Origin of the sequence: Ornithinimicrobium carbonis, assembly GCF_050703245.1 — a bacterium.
In the GTDB taxonomy this organism is placed as follows: Bacteria; Actinomycetota; Actinomycetes; order Actinomycetales; family Dermatophilaceae; genus Ornithinicoccus.
Window position 1 is genome coordinate 2078558 of the sequence record NZ_CP192647.1, and the last position, 18955, is coordinate 2097512.

An 18955-nucleotide genomic window follows, 5' to 3' on the forward strand; every position below is an offset into this window, starting at 1 on the left:
GCACCGCCGCAAGGTCGACTCCCTGAGGGTGGGGGTCCGCAGATTCAGGCTCCACTCTGGGTACCTCGCAGCCTCTTAACGTGACGCTCGTCAATCCAGATTGTTGGTTGCCATCTGCCAGGCTCTCTACTCGACACGCCGACGAGTCTTCCGGAGTAGGAAGGGGCGACGTGCGGTGCCGGCCAGCGCTCGACAGCTTCCCCGGTTGAGGATGGTCTTACGGGACGATGGCTGCGGGATGGCACGGCGCGCTTCAGAGCCCGGGTGAGGGTCGGACCAGCGGGTATTGCATGTGGCCCGTCTCGCGGCGAAAGGGCGCGTTGGCGCGGTATCGGGCAGGGGGCCGGTGCGAGTTGGGAGTCGCGACGGGCTGGGCGCGGCCCCGGTCTCGGCTCAGCCGCCGTGGTCAGGTGTGTGTTGGTCCCCCGACTCGTGCCAGGTTAGTGTGTCTGCCACTCGGTGCCCGTGGCGGTGAGAATGTCGCGGGCGGTGTCGGTGAGCGGGTCGGCGGCGGTGTGCTCGTGACCGGCGATGTCGATGGTGATCTGCTGCAGCGGGCGTAGTGCTCGGACGATCTTGCGGATGCTGATCCCGGTGCTGTCCTGTAGGTGACGGGCGATGGCCAGGGCGGCCATGACCACGGTGAGGTGGGCCTCGATCGCGTCACGCTCGTGATGGAACACCGGGCGGGCGGCCAGGTCGCTCTTGGACAGCCGGAACGAGGCCTCGACCTGCCACAACGAGTGGTAGGAGGCGATGACCTCGCCGGCGGGCATCACGTCGGCGGGCAGGTTGGTGACGTATCCCTTGAGCCCGACGAGGCGCCTGGCGCGGGCCAGCGCTGCCTCATCCAGCTTCGTCGAGCCGTTCTTGGTCTTGACGAACCTGGGTGCGCGGGCGGCCTTCTCACCAGCGACGACGGCCTCGGCCCGGTTCTCCTGCAGGGTGAGCGTCTTGGCGTCACGGGCGGCGCGCTTGGCGGAGTAGGCCCACACGGCCCGCCACGATCGCTCGTGCACCGTGGGGTCCCAGACTGTGGTTCCCCCCAGATCGTGGAGGGTTTCGGGCTACGCGGCGTCCGGGACGGACGCTGCGGTGGACTGCTCGTAGTTGACGGGTGACATCATGCCAGCCGCGCTGTGGCGGCGCTGGTGGTTATAGAACCCGTAAGCCCAGTCGATGACGACCGCGCGGGCCTGGGCGCGGGTGTCGAACTCGTGCCGGGAGAGAACTTCCCACTCCAGGGATGAGAAGAACGCCTCCGCGGCTGCATTGTCGAAGCATTATCCGGTTAATCGGGGCCTTGGTGGGGGCGCGGGGGCACGTGTTGTGCTGTTGGTCACGCAGGGGTGCGGCGTGTCGCTGCCTGCTCGATGTGGGTGTTGAGCCGGCTGATCAGGCGTAGGTGTCGTTCGGTCTCGGCGTCCCAGCCTCGGTCGGTGGCGTCCTGGGCGAGGGCGGCGGCATCGTCGCGCTGGGCGGTCAGGACGGGGATGTGCTCGATGGTGGTCCGGTAGGCGGGGCAGTGCTCGCACAGGTTGGCGTAGGCGCAGGGCCCTTGCGCCGGGGCGCGGAGGCAGTAGCCACCGGCCAGGGCGGTCTTGATGGTCGGCGTGGTGCGCCAGTCGTGGTCCTGGTCCGGCTCGTCGGTGGCGTGGTCGGGCGTGGGTAGGGGGCCCAGGCGCGACTTGGCCAGGCTGAGGGCGCGTTCGTACTCGGCGCGGACGGTGCTGTCGAAGAGACGGGCGTAGCGCAGGCTCATCTCGGCGCTGACGTGGCCGAGGATGACCATGAGGGCTTGCAGGGAGACGCCGGCGTTGACCAGGGCGGTGGCGTAGGTGTGCCGCAGCTGGTGGGGGGTGATGTGTCCGAGCCCGGCGGCGCCGGCGGCCCGGTCGAGCTCGGCGCGCAGCCGGGACTGGCTGAGCCGGTGGCCGTGTGCGGTGAACAGGAAGTCCGCGGGTCTTCCGGTGCGTGGGTGCGGGAGAGGTCGGCCGGGGCTGCGGGTGGTGCTGATGCGGTCGACCAGGGTGAGGGTCTCGGTGTCGATCGGGACCATCCGCTCGGTGTCCAGCTTGCCGAGGGGCACCTTGAGCCAGGAGCCGGCGCCGGGGACGTCGATGACGGCGTCGAGCTCGAGGTCGACCAGCTCGCCGATGCGGAGTCCGCAGGCGCGTTGCAGCAGGAGGGCGTCGGCGGCCAGCCGGTTGGGTGAGTCGGCCAGTGCCTGGGTCAGGGCCTGGTCGGCCGCGGGCGGGAGGAACCGGGGCAGGGGCTGGGGCAGGCGCGGGTTGTCCGAGGCGTAGAGCAGCTTGCGCAGCGGTGCTTCGGGCCAGTCCCACTCGGTGATGTCGGTGAAGAAGTTGGCCACTGCCAGGATCCGTCGGGCCTGCTCGGGCACGGACAGCAGGCCGCCGGACCTGGTGTTCTCGGTCCGGGTGAGCGCGACCAGCCACGGTTCGATGTGCGTGACCCGGTCCAGACCCGCGGGGGTGAGGTCCGCCTCGAGGGTGGTGACGAAGGTGCCGAAGTGGGCCAGGCGGGTCGCCAGGGAGGAGACGGTGGTCATCTTGCAGGTCACGGACTTGCGGTCCAGGTAGCGCACCAGGATCGAGTGCATCGGCTCGGGCACGCCGCCCAGGCGTCGGGCGAACGGCCAACGCTGCTCCCACGGCGCAGGTGGGGCGGGGAGGACGCCGTGGTGGAACAGCACGGTCCGGGTCGCGGTGGCGCAGGCACGGTAGTGCTTCCAGGTGCGTCCGGTGGCTTCCTGTCGTGCCTGGCCGGCGGCCGCGAGGGCGTCGAAGTCGTCGTGGGTGACCTGGTCCAGGCGTTTGCCGGTGGCGAACAGGACCCGGGCCATCACTTGGGAGGCCATGGCCGAGGCGACCCGTTCGGAGTAGCCGACGGCGCGGGCGGCGGTGATGAACTCCTGGACGTCCTGCCCGATCACGGTGCCGGGCAGGTCGCGCCACAGGGAGGAGAACTTGCGGTGCACCAGGTACTCCCACGAGGGCCGCAACCGCCCGGTGACGAGCAGGAACGTCAGGAACGGGCGGGTGGCGGTGCTTGCGGACAGCTGCACTCTCAGCGGCTCGGCCGCCCAGTCCTGCACGTACGGCCAGCGCCGCAGGAACGCTTTCGCCGCGCCCGTGAAGGCGCTGTTCCCGCGACCGGTGCGGCCCTGGTGGGCGTGGTAGGCGGCCAGCACCTCTCGTGGTGTCTCCGCACGGTCGTGCTGTTCAGCTGGACGTGTCGCGTTGCCGGGTGCGGGCAGCATCGTAGGAAGCCTTCACGTGGGTCGGGGCGAGGTGGATGTACCGGGCGGTGGTGTCGACGTGGGCATGCCCCAGCAGGGACTGCATGACGGCCAGGTCGACCCCGGCCTCGGCCAGCGCGGTACCGAACGTGTGCCGCAGCGCGTGCGGGGCGCCGGCGCCGACCCCGCTGCGGGCGCGGTGGTAGCGGAAGATCGTGCGCAGCCCGGCCGGGGTCAGCGGATGACCTCGGGTAGGGCCCTTGGCCACCACGAACAACGACGGGCTGGGCGTGTCCGGGCGCTCGGTGAGCAGGTAGGCGTTGATCGCCGCGGCGAGGTCCCCGTCCAACGGGACCCGGCGGTCCTTGCCGCCCTTGCCGTGCACCAGCAACCACCGGCCGCCGATGTCGACGTCGGTCACGGCCAGGGCCAGCACCTCGCACGAGCGCAGCCCGCAGTACAGCATCAGCCCGGCGATCGCCAGGTCCCGTCGGCTGCGCAGGCTGGCCAGCAGCGCCCTGGTCTCGGCCGGCGTCAGGGCCCGAGGCAGTCGTCGCGGGGTCCGTAAGCGCAGCCGGGACCGGGGCGCGGGTCGACGCTTGGTGTGGGCCAGCAACCCGGAGCGTTCACCTTGGGCGAACCAGCTCGAGGGCCGTCCCTTGGGCACTGGAGAGACCCGGCCGGGCTCACGCATCGCCAGGTACTCATACATCCCCGCCACGGCGGCCAGGCGCAGGTTCACCGAGGCCGGGGCAAGGCGGTCGGTGCGGCGCCCGGTCAGGTCGAGCACGTTCGGTCCGCCCCGACCGGCCACGACCTGCTGGCGGCACGCGGACAAGAACGAGAGCAGATCATCAGTGCTCACCGCCTCGATGTCCGTGCCCGTGCGGTAGGCCCAGCGGCAGAACGCCACCAGCCCGAAGCCGTACGTGCGCACGGTGCGAGGCGAGTAGTTCCGGTCAACCAGGTACCCCAGGTAGGCGTTGGGGACGGCGACGAGCTCGGGCCGGGTGGGACAGAACAGCTCCCAGCGCTGCTCGACCTGGCGAAGACTGACAGCACCGGCGTCGGTGTCCATGCCTCATACCTACGCCTCCGCACCGCCCGAAGCGAACACCCCCACTGCGAGGTCGGCCACCTCCAGGACGTCCCTGCCGGGGCGATTGGCCGGTTAACAGGCACGACCCCACCCGGCCCATCGACTGACGGATCCCCAGGTCGGCGCACAACGTGGTGAACGAGGTCGCCGAGTAGGTCGACCCGCGGTCGGTGTGGAACACGAGACGTTCGGCCTGGTCCTCTCGCCAGATCGCCTCCTTGCCGCCGCGGGCCGTCACGGCCATCCGGATCGCCGCGCACGCCAACTCAGCGTCGGGGTGGGCACTGGTCGCCGCGCCGAGCAGCCGGCGGGAGTACAGGTCGATGACGGTGGCCAGGTACAGCTTGCCCTCGGCCGTCGGGATCTCAGTGATGTCACCGACCCACCTGCAGTTCGGCGCTGGCGCGGTGAAGTCCCGGCACAGCAGGTCCGGGAACGGCTTCTTGGTCTTGTCTTGCCTGGTCAAGCCACCGCGCCGCTTGATGACGCGGGCGACCAGACCCTGGCGGCGCATCGATTCGGCGACCGTCTTCTCGCTGATCTCCCAGCCAGCGTCGCGCAGGTCGGCATGCAGGCGCGGGGAGCCGTGCAGCCCCTTGGCGTCCTTGAACGCGACCTTCACCGCGCGGTCGACGGAGTCGCGGCGCCGGTCGGTGTCGGTGAACAACCCGCTCGCGGCGCCCGGGCCGTTGGCGCGCTTGATCCACTTGTAGAACCACGCCAGGGAGACCCCTAGCAGGGCGCAGACGAGGGTGTGTGGCACGGCGTAGTTGGTCCTCTGGTCGGCGATGAAGCGTGCCACGCTCACTTCGTCGCCTCCTTCACCCACAGGACCACGGATCGCTTGAGGACGTCACGCTCCATCCGCAGCTCGGCGTTCTCCGCGCGCAGACGCTTCAGCTCCTTGTGGTCGTCCTTGGACAGCTCGCCACGGCCCTCGCGTGCGGCGCGGGCCCGCTGGACCCAGTTGCCCAGCGTGCCCTCGTTCACACCGAGATCGCGGGCGACCTGCGCGATCGGCTTGTTCGTCTCCTCGACGATCCGGACCGCTCCCTCACGGAACTCCCGGTCGTACTTCTTCCTTGGCTCTGGCATCTCGATCCTCATTGTGGATGCCTCTACGCTCCGGGGGGAACCTCAGACCGGCTCGGCGCGCTTCTTGGTGTCGTTGGCGCTGCGGGCAGCGGTGGTGGACACCCGCGGGGTGATGGTGTCGATGATCTGCCCGTCGGTGAATGCGTCTCCGTGCCAGCGGAAGTGGGACGCCAGGTCATTGGGTGCCTTGGCGGCTCGGGAGCCGACGATGAACCGCAGGTGCGCGGCGTCGAGGTCCTTGAGGTTTGACGCGGACAGCATCCCGGCGTCGGCGACGATGACCATGTCGGCCAGCCCGTGACGTTCCTGGAACGCGCGGATGATCGGCAGGATGGTGGCGGTCTCGGCCTGGTTTCCTTCGAAGCAGCCGACCTCGAGGGGGAATCCGTTCCGGTCCACGAGCAGCCCGACGACAATTTGTGGGTCGACCCGGCGTTCCTTGCTGAATCCGACCTTGCGCAGGTCGTCCTCCTTCTCGGCCTCGAAGTACAGCGTGGTCACGTCGTACAGGCACAGCGTCAGGTCACCGTGCGCGGCGGCGTGGGCGAAGCAGGCGGCGGCGATCTGGTCGCGGTAGCCCCACGCCTGGGCGCGGGCCAGGGACCGGAACATCGTGCGCAGCGAGACGTGCGGGACGCCGAGCTCATCGAGAACGCGGACCGAGTCGGCCTTGCTGGTCGGCTCTATGACCCGGGCCAGGACCAGCTGCTCGAACGCCGCGTCGCCCAGCACGTCGAACCCCAGTCGGGCGTAGGCGCTGGACAGCACGTGCCACAGCAGCGCGCTGGACTTGCCCGTGATCATCGACTGCCCCGCCGGCACCGAGCCCGCGGTCAGGTCCAGCTCTCCCTGCCCAGGAAAGATCTTGCGTCGAGCCGCCTCCAGCAGCGCGGTCAGCTCGGCATCGTCGTGGGCCGACCCCAGGTGCTCAAGGACCTTGTCCCGACCGCCCTGGCGCTCAGCGATCTGCACCGCCGTCGCCCCGGACGCGGTCCGGACCTTGCGAACGAACACCACCCGACGAGCCTATCGACCCGAATTAGTGTGTCGCCGCCCTTCAGCGCGAGCCGCTGACCAGCAGCAACGTCACACCAGGTCGCGACTCAACCGAAAGTGGCACGAGTCAGGGCGAAAGGGCGCGTTGGCGCGGTATCGGGCAGGGGGCCGGTGCGAGTTGGGAGTCGCGACGGGCTGGGCGCGGCCCCGGTCTCGGCTCAGCCGCCGTGGTCAGGTCTGTGTTGGTCCGTCCTGGTTGGTCTCGCGGCCCACCGGCTGGACTGCCTCGCTGGTGTGGGTGTAGGCGGCGTCGCGCACGTCGTCGTAGTCTTCCAGGCCCGCGCCGAGGGCGCCGCCGACCGTGGCGATCGTCGCCGTGAGCCAGGCAAGGCGCCCGTACTCCGCTGCGCCAAGTGCCGTGCCCGCCGAGGTGGCATACACCGATCCCTGGACGAGGAGCAGCGCGCCGAGCCATGCCAGGACGAACAGCGCGAGGTAGTAGACCAGCACGCCGATGACGACGGTCGCGAGGGTGGCGAGATTGAAGAGGACCACCTGCTCGCGTTCCCGGCGGTGCCGTGCGCGTTCCCACAGGCCGCCGCCGAGGACGAGCGCGAGGGTGAGGGCGCCGACCGACAGCACCCCGAGGCCGGTGAGTCTGAGCGACCCGTAGGAGGCGGACAGCGACCACAGGTCGGAGGTGACGAGCGCCGCGACGCCGCTGGCGGCGGCGACGGTGAGCGAGCGCGACAGTCGGAGGGCGAGGCGCCATGGTTGGTTCGCGCGCACCATCCCGAGCAGAACCCAGAGGTTCCCGCCGAGCACGCGGGCTGCGAACTCCACCGCGTTGTCACCCGGATGGTCCTTGGTGTCGGCCGCGAGCTGACGCAGCCGCCGATCTGGCGAGCGCCCTTCGGCCTCCGCGCCGAGCAGCGTGGTCACGACACCGACGACGGTCTCCTCCGCCCGCCGCTGTACTCGCACTGGTCCTAGCGCCGGGACGGAGACCAGGCCGACGCCGTGCACCGGGCTGGTGACGACGGCGAGGGTGCGGTGCCCGTCGCGTAGTGGGGAGTCGGTCAGGACGATGGCGAGGTCCCAGTCCGCGTCGAGCATGCGGTCCCGGGTCTCCTCGAGGAGCTCGGTGCGGCCGGCCGGTGGCCGGGTGAGGACCTCGTGGACTACGGACACCGTCCACCGGGTGTCGGGAAAGCGGGCGGCCAGGCGCTCGGGCAGGGTTGTCTCGAGTGCCGAGCGCACGAGCTCGGCCGCGCGGGGTTCGAGCACGACACCGAGGTGGAGCGTGAGCGGGGGGGGGCGGGGGCGGCTGAGCGGGATGTGGCATGGGCCAAGTCTCGGGGATCGCGATGACGGCGGGGGGATCGATGCCCGTGCCGGTGCGATCAGGGTCATCCAGCGGCGAGGGCCGGCGGTGCCGTAGCCCCTGTACGGGATCGGTGGGGCCTGTTGACGAGGTGCACGTCGCGGGCCGGGAGTGTTCGGTCAGTCGGGTTCGGCGCCGGACCGCTCCTTGGAGATCGCCATGACCCAGAACCCAGCGACCAGTGGCCGGGCGGACTGCCGCACACTGGCGGAGTTCGCCGACTACGCGGGCGCCCAGCGCCTTGTCGATCTCCTCTCCGATCGCGGCTTGCCTGTGGAGAACGTTCGCATCGTCGGGACCGGCATGCGGTCGGTGGAACAGGTGACCGGCCGGCAGACGAACGCTCAGGCGGCTCTGCGGGGTGCCGTCGGAGGTGCCTGGTTCGGACTGCTCATCGGTCTGCTGTTCTCGATCTTCGTCATCGGCGGCTGGTTCTGGCTGTGGATGCTCCTCCTCAGCGCCCTGATCGATGCCGTTTTCGGCGCGATTTTCGGGTTCATCGACCACGCGGCGACCGGTGGACGGGCGCGACTTCACCAGCGTGAGCACACTCCGGGCGAACGCCTACCACGTCGAGGTCGCGAGCACGCAGTTCGCGGAGGCGCAGCGAGTCGCGAACCTCGTCTGAGCGGCGCTCCTCCCCGGGACCGGCGATCCTCCCCTGGGTCCTGTGACGCGTCTCTCGCCCCTCGCCGAGCGCCTGTCCCTCTCGTACGAGTCACCGCGGAGCTGCCCTTCCGGGCGCCTTTTGTCGCCCCGCAGCGGGACGTCAGCCCGCCGTTTCCTGAGGGGCTCCGGCGCCGGTGTCCTGTGCTGTCTCGTGGGCGGCGCTCATCTCCGGGCCCGTCATCTGGCCCGGCGGCGGTTCGCCGTCGGTTTCGGTGTCCCGGGTGGTCGCGAAGTGCAGCCGTCCGTCGCTGATGGTGACGGTGACGGTGTCACCCGGGCTCAGGTCGCCGGCCAGGAGGAGGCGGGAGAGCTGGTTGTCGAGCTCGCGCTGGATGGTGCGCCGGAGCGGGCGGGCGCCGAACTCGGGCTGGAAGCCGCGGTTGGCGAGCCAGTCCAGGGCCTTGTCCTGGATGTCGAGGGTGATGTACTGGGCGCGCAGGCGCGCAGCCGCCGTCGCGTCTGCTCCAGGAGCAGGGTGGTGATCTTGCGCAGCTGGGTGCGGTCCAGGCCGTGGAAGATGATGATCTCGTCGATCCGGTTGAGGAACTCGGGCCGGAAGGACTGGCCGAGCATGTTCATGAGGGTCTCGCGTAGGTCCTCCATGGAGCGGCCGGCCTGGGTGGCCGCCAGGATGCGCTCGGCGCCCACGTTGCTGGTCATGATCACGACCGTGTTCGAGAAGTCCACGGTGCGGCCCTGGGCGTCGGTGAGCCGGCCGGCGTCCAGGAGCTGCAGGAGGGTGTTGAAGACGTCGGGGTGGGCCTTCTCGATCTCGTCGAGCAGCAGCACTGTGTACGGGGTGCGGCGGACGGCCTCGGTCAGCTGGCCGGCCTCCTCATAGCCGACGTACCCCGGAGGGGCGCCCATCAGCCGGGAGACGGTGTGGCGTTCTTGGAACTCGCTCATGTCGAACCGGACCATCCGGGCCTCGTCGCCGAAGAGGGCCTCGGCCAGGGCTCGGGCGAGCTCGGTCTTGCCCACGCCGGTCGGGCCCAGGAAGAGGAACGAGCCGACGGGCCGGTTGGGGTCGGACAGCCCGGCGCGGGCCCGCCGGACCGCCTCGGCGACCGCCTCCACGGCCTCCTGCTGCCCCACCACCCGGGCGTGCAGGGTCTCCTCCAGCCGCAGCAGGCGCTCCTTCTCCTCCTCGGTCAGCTGGGCGACCGGGATGCCGGTCGTGCGCGAGACGACCTCGGCGATGTCCTCGGCGGTGACCTCCGGCACGGGGGCGCGCTGGCTGCGGGCTTCCTCCAGGCGGGTGCGGGCGGCATCCAGCTCGGCCTTGAGGGTGTTTGCCCGTTCGTAGTGCTCGGCCGCGACGGCGGCGTCCTTGTCCCGCTGCAGCCGGGCGGCGTTCTCCTCCAGGTCCCGGACGTCGGGCGGGGCGGTGCGGGCCGCAGCCGGACCCGGGCGCTGGCCTGGTCGATCAGGTCGATCGCCTTGTCGGGCAGGAACCGGTTGGTGATGTACCGGTCGGAGAGCGTGGCTGCGGCCACGGTCGCCTCGTCCGTGATCCGGACCTGGTGGTGCGCCTCGTACCGGTCGCGCAGGCCGCGCAGGATCGCGATCGTGTCCTCCACCGACGGCTCGGGCACCAGGATCGGCTGGAAGCGGCGCTCCAAGGCCGGGTCCTTCTCGATGTGCTTGCGGTACTCATCGACCGTGGTAGCCCCGACGACCTGCAGCTCACCGCGCGCCAGGGCCGGCTTGAGCATGTTGCCGGCGTCCATCGAGCCTTCCGCGGCGCCCGCGCCGACGACCGTGTGGAGCTCGTCGATGAACACGATCACCTCCCGCTCGGCGGCCGTGACCTCATCGATCACGCCCTTGAGGCGCTCCTCGAACTCCCCGCGGTACTTGCTGCCCGCCACCATCCCGGCCAGGTCCAGGGCGATCACCCGCCGGTCCTTGAGGGTGTCCGGGACGTCGCCGTTGACGATCCGCTGGGCCAGGCCCTCGACGATGGCCGTCTTGCCCACCCCCGGGTCCCCGATGAGCACCGGGTTGTTCTTCGTGCGCCGGGACAGCACCTCCAGGGTCTGCTCGACCTCGCTGTCCCGGCCCACGACCGGGTCCAGGCGGCCCTCACGGGCGGCCTCGGTCAGGTCCCGGCCGTACTCGTCCAAGGTCGGGGTGCTCGACTGCGCCCGGCCCGACCGGGCCGGGCCCTCGGCGCCGGCCGGGCTGGTCGGGCGGACCGCGTCGGTGTCCGGCAGCGCCCGGGCCAGCAGCCTCCCAGCCACGGACTCGGTGTTCGCTGCCAGCCCCAGCAGCAGGTGCTCTGGGTTGATCGACGCCGACCCCGCACCCCGCGCCTGCCGGTACGCATCCAGCAGCGCCCGCTTCGCGGCCGGCGTCAGCGACAACCCCTCACCCTGAGGTGCCGGCTCACCGTGCGGAACCGCCTGCTCCAACTGGGAGGCCAACGCGGCGACGTCCACCCCGGCCTGTTCGAGCAACGTCCGGGTCGCAGGCTCCTGGGTCACCGCCCACAGCAGATGCTCGGCGTCGACGTCGCCGTTGCCCCACTGCGCCGCCTGCGCCGCTGCTCGCGAGATCAAAGCGCGCGCCTCCGCCGACAAGGACCGCGACAGGTCCACCCGCTGCATCGACGGCGCCGTGGTCTGGCGGGCGCCGAGCAAGCTGAAGGGGTCCCGTCCGCCGAAGAACTGGTTGATCAGGTCATCGAAGGGGGAGTCGAACCCGAACCCACTGGTCATGGCTACCTCCGAACCGGCCACGAGCGCCGCCGCTTGGCGCCGGCGCCCGCGACGACGTCACTGTGCCTGGCCGGACCCCTCATCAGAACCCTGCTGGCCGCCCTGCTCGATGCTCTTCTGCCCGCCGGAGGCGGTGACCTGGATCTTGTGGGGCTTGGACTCCTCCGCCAGCGGGATGGTCAACGTCAGGACACCGTCGGCGTAGTTGGCCTGGATGCGGTCCACCGCCAAGCCCTGACCCAGCGTGAGCTGGCGAGCGAACGTCCCCGCGGGGCGCTCCCGCACCAGCCACTGGGCCTCGCCCTCCTGCTGCGGGCGCCGCTCGGCGCGCACCGTCAGCGTGCGGTCCTCGACGTCGATGTCGATCGAGCCGGGGTCCACGCCGGGCAGGTCGATCTTGACCACGAACTCCTCTCCGGAGCGGTACAGGTCCAGCGGGATCAGCGCAGCGGACGGGCTCTGACGCAACGCCGAGCCGAGCAGGCGCTCGACCTCACGGAACGGATCGAGAACGGTCATCGCGCTCATCACCTCTCTGTGCTGGTGCCAGGACAGTCCCCGGCCGGACATCCGGGGCACCACGACTGCCCCGCAGCGCGCATCTCGACCGGAGCTCGCCGGGTGACGCCCCACTGAGTGGTGTAAGTAGCCGGTGGCCCCTCCGGCCCTTCAGACCGAACCTCGAGCTTCGCGGTTCAGCGCTTATAGACGTGTTCCGTTCAAGGATCCCTACGGAACGTCGGCGCTCCGGACCACTCATCAGGCGCCGGAGTACCGGGGTTCGTCAGCGTGCTGCACCGCCAGCTTGACAGCGCCACGGTGTATTTGCCTGAGGAGGCCGTCGGGTGGTGGTCGCGGCCGTGGCCGGCGACGTCCGTCGTCGTCACGCGGGCAGGCCGAGCCGGTCCCGCAACGTCCCGGCCGTCGGCGTCGTCGGCAGCCGGCCGCGCCGGCGTAGCTCCGGGCTGACGCCGTCGACGAAGTCCTCGACCGAGGATGGGTACAGGGCCGGCATGATGGCGAACCCGTCCGCCGCACACGAGTCCACCAGGTCGCAGAGGTAATCGGCGACGGTGGCGGGTGAGCCGGTGGGCTGTGGCTTGAGCTGGCTCATCGCCTGCCGGAACGCGAGCCCCCGGACCGTCAGGTCCTCGGCCCGGGACGCCCGGATGAGCATCTCCTCGAAGCCGTCGCTGCCCGTCGCGCCCCGGTGCGCCTCGATCAGGGCGACGGCGTCCCCGTCCGGGTCCACCGTGGCCGGGTCGGCGTGGAGGAGCCGGGCGAGGATGGTCAGGACCTCGGTCTCGTCGAGGAAGGACTCCAGCTCCGCGAGCCGGTTGCGCGCGCCGTCGTCCGTGGCGGCGACGACCGGCTGGACGGCGGGCAGGACGAGCATCGCGTCCGGGTCACGGCCCGCCGCGCGCGCCCGCTCGCGCAGGTCGGCGCGGAGGGACCGCATCGTGTCGGGGCTGTCGGCGACGACGAAGACCAGCTCGGCCCAGCGTGCGGCGAAGGTCCGGCCGCGCTCGGAGGCGCCGGCCTGCATGAGGACCGGTCGGCCCTGCGGGCGGCGGGGCAGGGTGATGGGTCCCCGGCTGAGCTGACGGCCGCCCCGGTCGGGCACGCGCGAGACGAGGGCGGGGTCGGCGAAGACGCGGGCGTCGCCGTCGAGCCGGAGCGCGTCCGGCGACCAGGTCGCCCACAGGTCGAGGACGGTGTGCGGACGACGTCGTCGGCGTGGTCGTAGCGCTCGGCCTTGCCCGGGATCGCCGCCATCCCCATGTTCCGCGCCTCGGCGTCGGTGGTGGAGGTGACGATGTTCCAGGCCGTGCGGCCGCCGGAGAGGTGGTCGAGGCTGAGCATGGTCCGCGCGATGGCGTAGGGCGGGAGGAAGGTCGTCGACATGGTCGCGCCGATCCCCAGGTGGGAGGTGGAGGCGGCGACGACGGAGGCGACCACGACCGGGTCGAGGTAGATCGTCCCCTTGCCGCCGGTGCGGACCGTGGTGGCGTAGCTGCCGGTGCCGTCCTCGGGGATCGCCAGCGCGTCGGGCATGAACATCATGGCGAAGCCGCCGCGCTCGAGGGTGCGGCCGAGGTCGGCGTAGAAGCGCGCGTCGAACCAGTCGGTACGCGCCAGCGGATGACGCCAGTTTCTCGGAGTACTGGCTCGTCGGCGGGTTGACCATCGCGACGAGCGGGATCTCACGCGAAGAGCGCACCGGGGCCCTCCAGGTGACCGAGCCACGCACTGGCCGAGACCACCAGGGCGACGACGGCGCTCACGCCGGCGAACATGAGCCAGTCGGCCGCGGTGACCCGGACCGGCCGCCAGGTGGTGCGCGGGGTCAGGCCCAGGCCCCGGGACTCGAGCGCCTGCGCCATGCGCTCGCCCTTGCGGACCGAGACCACCAGCAGGGTGAAGATCACCCCGGCGAGGTGGTGGGGTCCGCGCGGCGCAACCGCGCCGTCGGTCGCGTCGGGGCGCAGCGGGGCGCGGACCGTATGGGCTGCCCGGATCGTCGCCCACTCGCGCGGCATCTCCTGCAGCATGCGGTAGCCGGCGAGCACGGCGTAGGTGATCCGCGGGCCGAGGCGGGCGTTCTGGTGGAGGCTGGTCATCAGGGCGACGCCGTCGGTGGAGAGCAGGAAGCCGATGGCGAGGATGCCGATGAGCAGCGTCCGGGCGGCGAGCGCCCCGCCGATCTCGAGGCCCTCGACCGTCACGCGCAGCGGACCGCCCTGCCACAGCACCTCCCCGGGCCGGGCCAGGGTGTTGACGATCAGCACGCCGAGCGCGAAGAGCACGAACGGCACGTGCGCGAGCGCCAGGGTGCGGGCCGGGGCGCGCACTGTGGCGGCGACGCCGACCAGCGCGAGCAGGTAGAGGACGGCGGGCGTCACCGGGTCCAGCAGGAATACGGCGACGACCGAGATCGCGAGGAGCAGCGCCAGCTTCACGGTGGGGTTGCGGTGGGCGAGGGGCGAGTCGGCGACCGCCGGCGCGGTCAGGGTGCTCATCCGGCCACCTCCTGCCGAGAGCAGGCTCCCGCGCCAGAAGCAGGTGCTTGGGCGCCTGCTTCTGGCGCAACTCGCTGCTCTCGGCGTCCGACGGCGTCGTCCAGCCGGCGCAGCACCGTGCGCAGGTGGTCGCGGTGGTGCTCGAGGAGCCAGGAGACCAGGGCTGGGAGCCGCAGGCCCGCGCGGGCGAGGGTCTCGCCGTCGCGCAGCACGTCGGCGGTCGGGCCGTCGGCGAGGACGCCGCCCTCGCCCAGCACGACGACACGCGTGGCGAGGGAGGCCACCAGGCGCAGGTCGTGGCTCACCAGCACGACGGCGCCACCGGCGTCGGCGACGTCGCGGAGCGTCTCGGCGGTGGCGATCGCGTCGCGGCGGTCGAGGCCGAGGGTGGGCTCGTCCGCGAGGAGGACCGGCCGGTCGTGGGCGAGCATCGCGGCCAGGCTGACGCGGCGCTTCTCCCCGCCGGATAGCCGGAACGGGTTCTGGTCGGCGAGATGGGTGAGGCGGTGTCGCTCGAGCTGCCGGTCGACGATCGGCTCGCTCCTGTCCGCGGCCAGGCCGTGAGCGATCTCGGCCCGGACCGTGCTTGCGACGAGCTGGTGCTCGGCGTTCTGGAACACCAGGCCGGGGCGCGGCCCGGTCACCGTGCCGGTCCGCGGCCGCAGGAGCCCGGCCAGGGTCAGCAGGAGTGTCGACTTCCCGACGCCGTTCGCGCCGAGCACGGCGACCACCTCGCCGGCCCGGACCGTGAGGTCGATGCCGGTGAGCAGCGGCGGCGGTTCTGGGTCCCGGCGGCGCCGTCGGCCCGTCGACCGGGTGACGGCAAGGCCGCGCGCGGCCAGCACCGGCTCGTCTGCCTCCGCAGCCTGCTCTCGTGAGTCGGCGGCCAGCGAGTCCAGGAACGCGACGTTCTCGCGGTTGCTGAGGCCGCCGTCGGCCCCGGTGAGCGCCCGCAGCTCGGCGTCCAGCGGCAGCCAGCAGCCGGCTGCGTGCAGCCGTGCAGCCTGGTCGCGCAGGACGACGGCGGTGGGGCCGTCGGCCAGCACGGTCCCGGACTCGTCGAGCACGAGCGCCCGGGCGGGCAGCCCGGCCGCCCCGTCGGCCCCCGCCCACTCGTCGAGCCGGTGCTCGACCAGCACCACCGCGGGGCCGTAGCGCTGCACCGCTTGGACGAGGGCACCGCGGACCGCGGCCCGCCGTCGGGGTCGAGCATGGAGGTGGGCTCGTCGAGAAGGAGCACGTCCGGCTCGGTCACCAGGGCGGCCGCGAGCGCCACCCGTTGCGACTCCCCGCCCGAGAGCGCGGCCGTCGCCCGCCGCCGCAGGTGGCCGGCGCCGACCGCGGCGAGGGCATCGCCGATGCGGCGGTCGATCGTCGAGCGGTCGGCCGCGTGGTTCTCCAGCGGCAGGGCAAGCTCCTGCTCCACGTCCGGCAGGCACACCGCCGAGGAGGGGTCCTGCGCCACCACGCCGAGGTACCGGGACCGCTCGACCACGGTGGTCGCCGCCGTCGTCGTCCCGGCGACGGTGACCTCGCCGTCCAGCTCGGCGTGGACCGTGTGCGGGACGACGCCGGTGATCGTGTGCAGCACCGTCGACTTCCCGGACCCGGACGCGCCGAGGATCACCACCTGCTCGCCCGGCGCCAGGCGCAGGGAGACGTCCCGCAGCACCGGGGTGGCGCGGCGCGGGAACCGGACGCTGACGCCGTCGAGCGTGACGACGGGCGGCCCGGGCGGCGTCGTCATCGGTGCGCGGCGCGGCCGATGGCGAAGTTGTCGACGACGCCGGTGCGCGCCAGCGCGTCGACCACCACCTTGGCGAGCAGGCCGCCGAGGACCACGCCGGAGACGCACTGCATGATCAGACGCAACGGGAAGATGTCCTGCCCGTACCAGCCGGAGCGGAAGGCCGAGTAGAAGAACACCAGGAAGGCGCCGAGCAGCCCGGACAGGGCGAAGACGCCCCAGCCGAAGCGGCGGTACCGGGTGAGCGCGAACGGCAGCTCGCTGCCCGCGCCCTGGATCGCGGCGGCGAGGATCAGCAGCGGCCCCACGGGGGAGCCGAGGAAGACGACCTCGATGACGGAGGCGATGACCTCGGCGATGATGCCGGCGAACGGGCGCCGGATGATCGCGATGGCGATCGGCGCGACGATCAGCCACCCGCCGAGCAGGACGTGCTGCGCCAGGTCGCCAGCCGGGCCCATGAGCACGGCCAGGCCGTTCCACGCCTGGACGAGCGCCCAGTAGACGAAGCCGAAGACGACGCCCAGCACGACCATGAGGACGAGGTCCTTCATGGCCCAGCCCTGGCGGGCGCTCGGCGTCCGGCCGGTGCGCGGCGCGCCGGCGCCGACGCTGCCGTCGCCGGTCTTGTCGGTGCTGGTCATCGCTCAGCCCTCTGCCTGGCTCGGCGAGCCGACCGAGATCGTCAGGTGGGTGACGGCGTGCGGGACGTGGGCCCCGACCTGAGCCCACGCGTCGACGGCGGTGGCCAGCACCTCGGACACGTCACCGGTGAGCTTGGTGGCGTAGTGGTTCGGCAACGCCGCCGTCCCGCGATCGTGGGCGGCGGCGATGGCGGACTCGATGTGCGCCATGTGGTCCCCCGCGTCGCTGCCGCCGTCGAGCAGCGGGTACAGCGACCACTGGGCCGCGGCCCGGATGCCGGTCGGCTCCAGCTCGACGGGCGCGGGCTGGGCAGGCCGGTCACCGACAGGTCGCAGGCGACCTCGCCCGGGCAGCCACGCGAGAAAAGCGCGTGGGCGACGACGTGCCCGCCGCCGGAGCGGCGGTAGGCCGCCGCGATGACCGCGGACAGGTAGGCGGCCAGGCGCTGCTCGGCGGGCCAGTCCTTGGCGCCGACGTAGGTGCTGACCTCGTCGGTCTCACTAACCAGGCCCTTGGTCAGGCCTGCCGCCGCGACGTCGGCGAGCGCGCCCAGGATGACGTCGACGAAGTCGTCGGTGTGGGGATGGATGCTGAACCGCAAGCCGATCCCGAGCTCGGCCGGGGTGGCGCCTGCGGTGGTTCCAGCGGTGGTCGTGGCCGGCCGGCTCGGCCGGGTGGTCGACGTGCTCATCACGGTCCCTCTCTCGGGCCCGAGGGTACCTCGACGAGACCCGCCATCGTCCGACGACGGCGAGTGCCCTGCTCCCTACGCCGGTACGAACCGGATCAGGTGTACGGGTCTGCGGACTTTCCGCACTCTCAGCGCTCTTCCCAGCGCTCCCCGGGGGTCGGTGACAAGACTAGTCAGGCGGCGTTCGGTTGTCCACACGGCGTTCGTCAAGCCCTGTGCGTCAGGATGAGGTGAGACACCACCGCTGATCTGCTACTGACCTCGCACGGGGCGAGAAATGGACACTTTGAGATGACGATGACGGTTGCTGACGTCGGCGCCGATGATGGGGCCATGGCTCCTCGTGCTGACCGTCCCAAGCGGCGCTCGTTCACCGCCGAGTTCAAGGCGGCGATCCTGGCCGAGTACGACGCCGCGGACCGGGAGGAGCGAGTGGCATGCCGCAGTATTGCAGCGGCGGAGCTGAGGATCAGGACTTCGGGCAGCGCCGCCGTATGCACTCATCTGCCGCGGGTCGCGTCAACGTCATTGACCTCCTGAACGATCGGCAGTGGGCCGCCCCACTGAAACTCTGTACTACATCGTCGTTCAGTGACATACTGAGGTAGTGAGTGCAGAGCTTCACTGGGACGTCGAGTCGATGGACTACATCAGCTCCCGTTCCAGTCGCTACGCCGACGCCTTGGACATCGACCCCGACTGGACCCGCGAGCTCCTGGCCGACGCCGACATGGTGGCGTTGGAGCCGGATCCCAAGTCACGCATGGGCGCCTCCAGGTTCATCGGCCGCTCACCCTCTGCCGGCCGCGTCCTGGTTCTCATCGCCTACCGCGATCTCGACGGCGAGCTGCACGGAGTGAATGCCTGGCCGGCCACCGGGGCCGACCTGCAGATCTATCAGGAAGGACTCGACGATGGCCAAGACTGTTGACCCCCAGCTGATCTCCGGGTTGCGCGAGGAGTCCGAGCGGACCAAGGACGACCCCTACCCGGCAGGAACCGAGGGCAAACGCCCGAACCGGTCGCAGGTGTACTCCGTACGGCTGAGCGCCGACGAGCAGGCGCGGGTCCAAAGCGTGGCCGAGGCCAAGCACCTACCTGCGTCTACGCTGGTGCGTTCCTGGATCCTCGAACGGCTAGACCAAGAGAGCGCCTGAAAACGCACTAATCTGCCGCTGGTCGATCCTGTCGTGCAGCCTGCGTGCGAGGGTGGTCACATGGCGCACTTCGATGATCTTCGGGAACGAGCGACCGATGTGGTGGCGCCACGCCAACTATCACCGTCAGCATCGTGTGGAACGGTCGGCGCTGCTCTTGAGACCGTGCAGGGAGAGGTGTTCGTGGGAGTTTGCGTCGATACGGCATCATCACTTGGCTTCTGTGCCGAGCACGCCGCCGCGGCCGCCATGCTTACACACGGCCAGAACGTCGTCGTTCGCATGGTTGCTGTCGGCGCCGACCACAAGGTACTCGCACCGTGCGGTCGGTGCCGCGAGTTCATCCTTCAACTGTCACCGCACAACTTCGACGCGGAGGTGCTGGTCAACCAGACAGAGGTCGTGCGTCTCGGCGACCTGATGCCCTACCGCTGGCCCGTGGACTGAACACGCGCTACTGCAGCTGGTCACCC

At 71.2% G+C, this 18955-nt stretch carries 19 protein-coding genes, 5 pseudogenes and 1 riboswitch; of the genes and pseudogenes, 5 read left to right on the top strand and 19 right to left on the bottom strand.

The window, feature by feature from the left end; all coding sequences use genetic code 11:
• Positions 1 to 440 precede the first annotated feature (440 nt).
• From ACQ95T_RS10435 to ACQ95T_RS10470, 8 genes and pseudogenes are all read right to left on the bottom strand, one after another.
• Positions 441 to 1034 (bottom strand): annotated as a pseudogene (locus ACQ95T_RS10435) (IS1634 family transposase); the annotation flags it as partial.
• A 33-nt stretch (positions 1035 to 1067) separates the two neighbouring features.
• Entirely contained in the window at positions 1068 to 1244 is a 177-nt protein-coding gene (locus ACQ95T_RS10440) for an IS3 family transposase (RefSeq protein WP_431473818.1), read from the bottom strand.
• Positions 1245 to 1339: 95 nt separating this feature from the next.
• Entirely contained in the window at positions 1340 to 3280 is a 1941-nt protein-coding gene (locus ACQ95T_RS10445; protein WP_425943978.1) for a tyrosine-type recombinase/integrase, read from the bottom strand.
• Positions 3243 to 4337, bottom strand: coding sequence for a tyrosine-type recombinase/integrase (locus ACQ95T_RS10450; RefSeq protein ID WP_425943976.1), 1095 nt, complete (start codon positions 4335 to 4337; stop codon positions 3243 to 3245). Before ACQ95T_RS10450 ends, ACQ95T_RS10445 begins: the two co-directional genes overlap by 38 nt.
• A complete protein-coding gene (locus ACQ95T_RS10455) occupies positions 4219 to 5166 on the bottom strand; it encodes an IS3 family transposase (RefSeq protein ID WP_431472898.1) in 948 nt (315 codons plus the stop codon). Before ACQ95T_RS10455 ends, ACQ95T_RS10450 begins: the two co-directional genes overlap by 119 nt.
• Entirely contained in the window at positions 5163 to 5453 is a 291-nt protein-coding gene (locus ACQ95T_RS10460; RefSeq protein ID WP_431472899.1) for a transposase, read from the bottom strand. The genes ACQ95T_RS10455 and ACQ95T_RS10460 overlap by 4 nt, the downstream gene beginning before the upstream one ends.
• 45 nt (positions 5454 to 5498) lie before the next feature.
• Positions 5499 to 6470, bottom strand: a pseudogene (locus ACQ95T_RS10465) (IS1634 family transposase); the annotation flags it as partial.
• Positions 6471 to 6680: 210 nt separating this feature from the next.
• On the bottom strand, positions 6681 to 7736 hold the full coding sequence (locus tag ACQ95T_RS10470; RefSeq protein WP_425943970.1) for a hypothetical protein: 1056 nt from the start codon (positions 7734 to 7736) through the stop codon (positions 6681 to 6683).
• A 256-nt stretch (positions 7737 to 7992) separates the two neighbouring features.
• On the opposite strand from ACQ95T_RS10470, the pseudogene ACQ95T_RS10475 reads away from it, so the two are divergent.
• Positions 7993 to 8187: pseudogene (locus tag ACQ95T_RS10475) on the top strand (general stress protein); the annotation flags it as partial.
• A 415-nt stretch (positions 8188 to 8602) separates the two neighbouring features.
• On the opposite strand, the gene ACQ95T_RS10480 reads toward ACQ95T_RS10475, so the two are convergent.
• The 11 genes and pseudogenes from ACQ95T_RS10480 to ACQ95T_RS10530 all read right to left on the bottom strand — a co-directional run bounded on the left by ACQ95T_RS10480 (position 8603) and on the right by ACQ95T_RS10530 (position 16843).
• On the bottom strand, positions 8603 to 8899 hold the full coding sequence (locus ACQ95T_RS10480) for a hypothetical protein (protein WP_431473819.1): 297 nt from the start codon (positions 8897 to 8899) through the stop codon (positions 8603 to 8605).
• Positions 8782 to 9726, bottom strand: a complete 945-nt coding sequence (locus ACQ95T_RS10485) for an AAA family ATPase (RefSeq protein ID WP_431472900.1) — start codon at positions 9724 to 9726, stop codon at positions 8782 to 8784. Before ACQ95T_RS10485 ends, ACQ95T_RS10480 begins: the two co-directional genes overlap by 118 nt.
• A complete protein-coding gene (locus ACQ95T_RS10490) occupies positions 9654 to 11222 on the bottom strand; it encodes a Clp protease N-terminal domain-containing protein (protein ID WP_425943966.1) in 1569 nt (522 codons plus the stop codon). The genes ACQ95T_RS10485 and ACQ95T_RS10490 overlap by 73 nt, the downstream gene beginning before the upstream one ends.
• A 57-nt stretch (positions 11223 to 11279) precedes the next feature.
• A complete protein-coding gene (locus ACQ95T_RS10495) occupies positions 11280 to 11750 on the bottom strand; it encodes an Hsp20/alpha crystallin family protein (protein WP_425943964.1) in 471 nt (156 codons plus the stop codon).
• 355 nt (positions 11751 to 12105) lie between these two features.
• The gene (locus tag ACQ95T_RS10500) at positions 12106 to 12846 is read right to left on the bottom strand and encodes an LLM class flavin-dependent oxidoreductase (RefSeq protein WP_431472901.1); all 741 of its coding nucleotides are present in this window, start codon (positions 12844 to 12846) and stop codon (positions 12106 to 12108) included.
• A 155-nt stretch (positions 12847 to 13001) separates the two neighbouring features.
• Positions 13002 to 13469: pseudogene (locus ACQ95T_RS10505) on the bottom strand (LLM class flavin-dependent oxidoreductase); the annotation flags it as partial.
• A complete protein-coding gene (locus ACQ95T_RS10510; protein ID WP_425943960.1) occupies positions 13427 to 14242 on the bottom strand; it encodes an energy-coupling factor transporter transmembrane component T family protein in 816 nt (271 codons plus the stop codon). The pseudogene ACQ95T_RS10505 and the gene ACQ95T_RS10510, both read right to left, overlap by 43 nt.
• Positions 14239 to 15405: an energy-coupling factor ABC transporter ATP-binding protein gene (locus ACQ95T_RS10515; protein ID WP_431472902.1), complete on the bottom strand. Its 1167-nt coding sequence runs from the start codon at positions 15403 to 15405 to the stop codon at positions 14239 to 14241. The genes ACQ95T_RS10510 and ACQ95T_RS10515 overlap by 4 nt, the downstream gene beginning before the upstream one ends.
• Before the next feature lie 110 nt (positions 15406 to 15515).
• Positions 15516 to 15989, bottom strand: a pseudogene (locus ACQ95T_RS10520) (ATP-binding cassette domain-containing protein); the annotation flags it as partial.
• The gene (locus tag ACQ95T_RS10525) at positions 15986 to 16633 is read right to left on the bottom strand and encodes an ECF transporter S component (RefSeq protein WP_425943956.1); all 648 of its coding nucleotides are present in this window, start codon (positions 16631 to 16633) and stop codon (positions 15986 to 15988) included. The gene ACQ95T_RS10525 and the pseudogene ACQ95T_RS10520, both read right to left, overlap by 4 nt.
• A gap of 3 nt (positions 16634 to 16636) precedes the next feature.
• Complete coding sequence (locus tag ACQ95T_RS10530; RefSeq protein ID WP_431472903.1) at positions 16637 to 16843, bottom strand: YkoF family thiamine/hydroxymethylpyrimidine-binding protein; 207 nt, start codon at positions 16841 to 16843, stop codon at positions 16637 to 16639.
• A 535-nt stretch (positions 16844 to 17378) separates the two neighbouring features.
• Positions 17379 to 17488, bottom strand: a riboswitch (TPP riboswitch).
• A gap of 128 nt (positions 17489 to 17616) precedes the next feature.
• Here ACQ95T_RS10530 and ACQ95T_RS10535 point away from each other — a divergent pair.
• From ACQ95T_RS10535 to ACQ95T_RS10550, 4 genes are all read left to right on the top strand, one after another.
• Positions 17617 to 17865: a hypothetical protein gene (locus tag ACQ95T_RS10535; protein ID WP_425943952.1), complete on the top strand. Its 249-nt coding sequence runs from the start codon at positions 17617 to 17619 to the stop codon at positions 17863 to 17865.
• 100 nt (positions 17866 to 17965) lie between these two features.
• The gene (locus ACQ95T_RS10540; protein ID WP_431472904.1) at positions 17966 to 18256 is read left to right on the top strand and encodes a hypothetical protein; all 291 of its coding nucleotides are present in this window, start codon (positions 17966 to 17968) and stop codon (positions 18254 to 18256) included.
• Complete coding sequence (locus tag ACQ95T_RS10545) at positions 18240 to 18482, top strand: DUF6290 family protein (protein WP_425943948.1); 243 nt, start codon at positions 18240 to 18242, stop codon at positions 18480 to 18482. Before ACQ95T_RS10540 ends, ACQ95T_RS10545 begins: the two co-directional genes overlap by 17 nt.
• Positions 18483 to 18542: 60 nt before the next feature.
• Positions 18543 to 18929, top strand: coding sequence for a cytidine deaminase family protein (locus ACQ95T_RS10550; protein WP_425943946.1), 387 nt, complete (start codon positions 18543 to 18545; stop codon positions 18927 to 18929).
• The last annotated feature ends 26 nt before the right edge of the window (positions 18930 to 18955 follow it).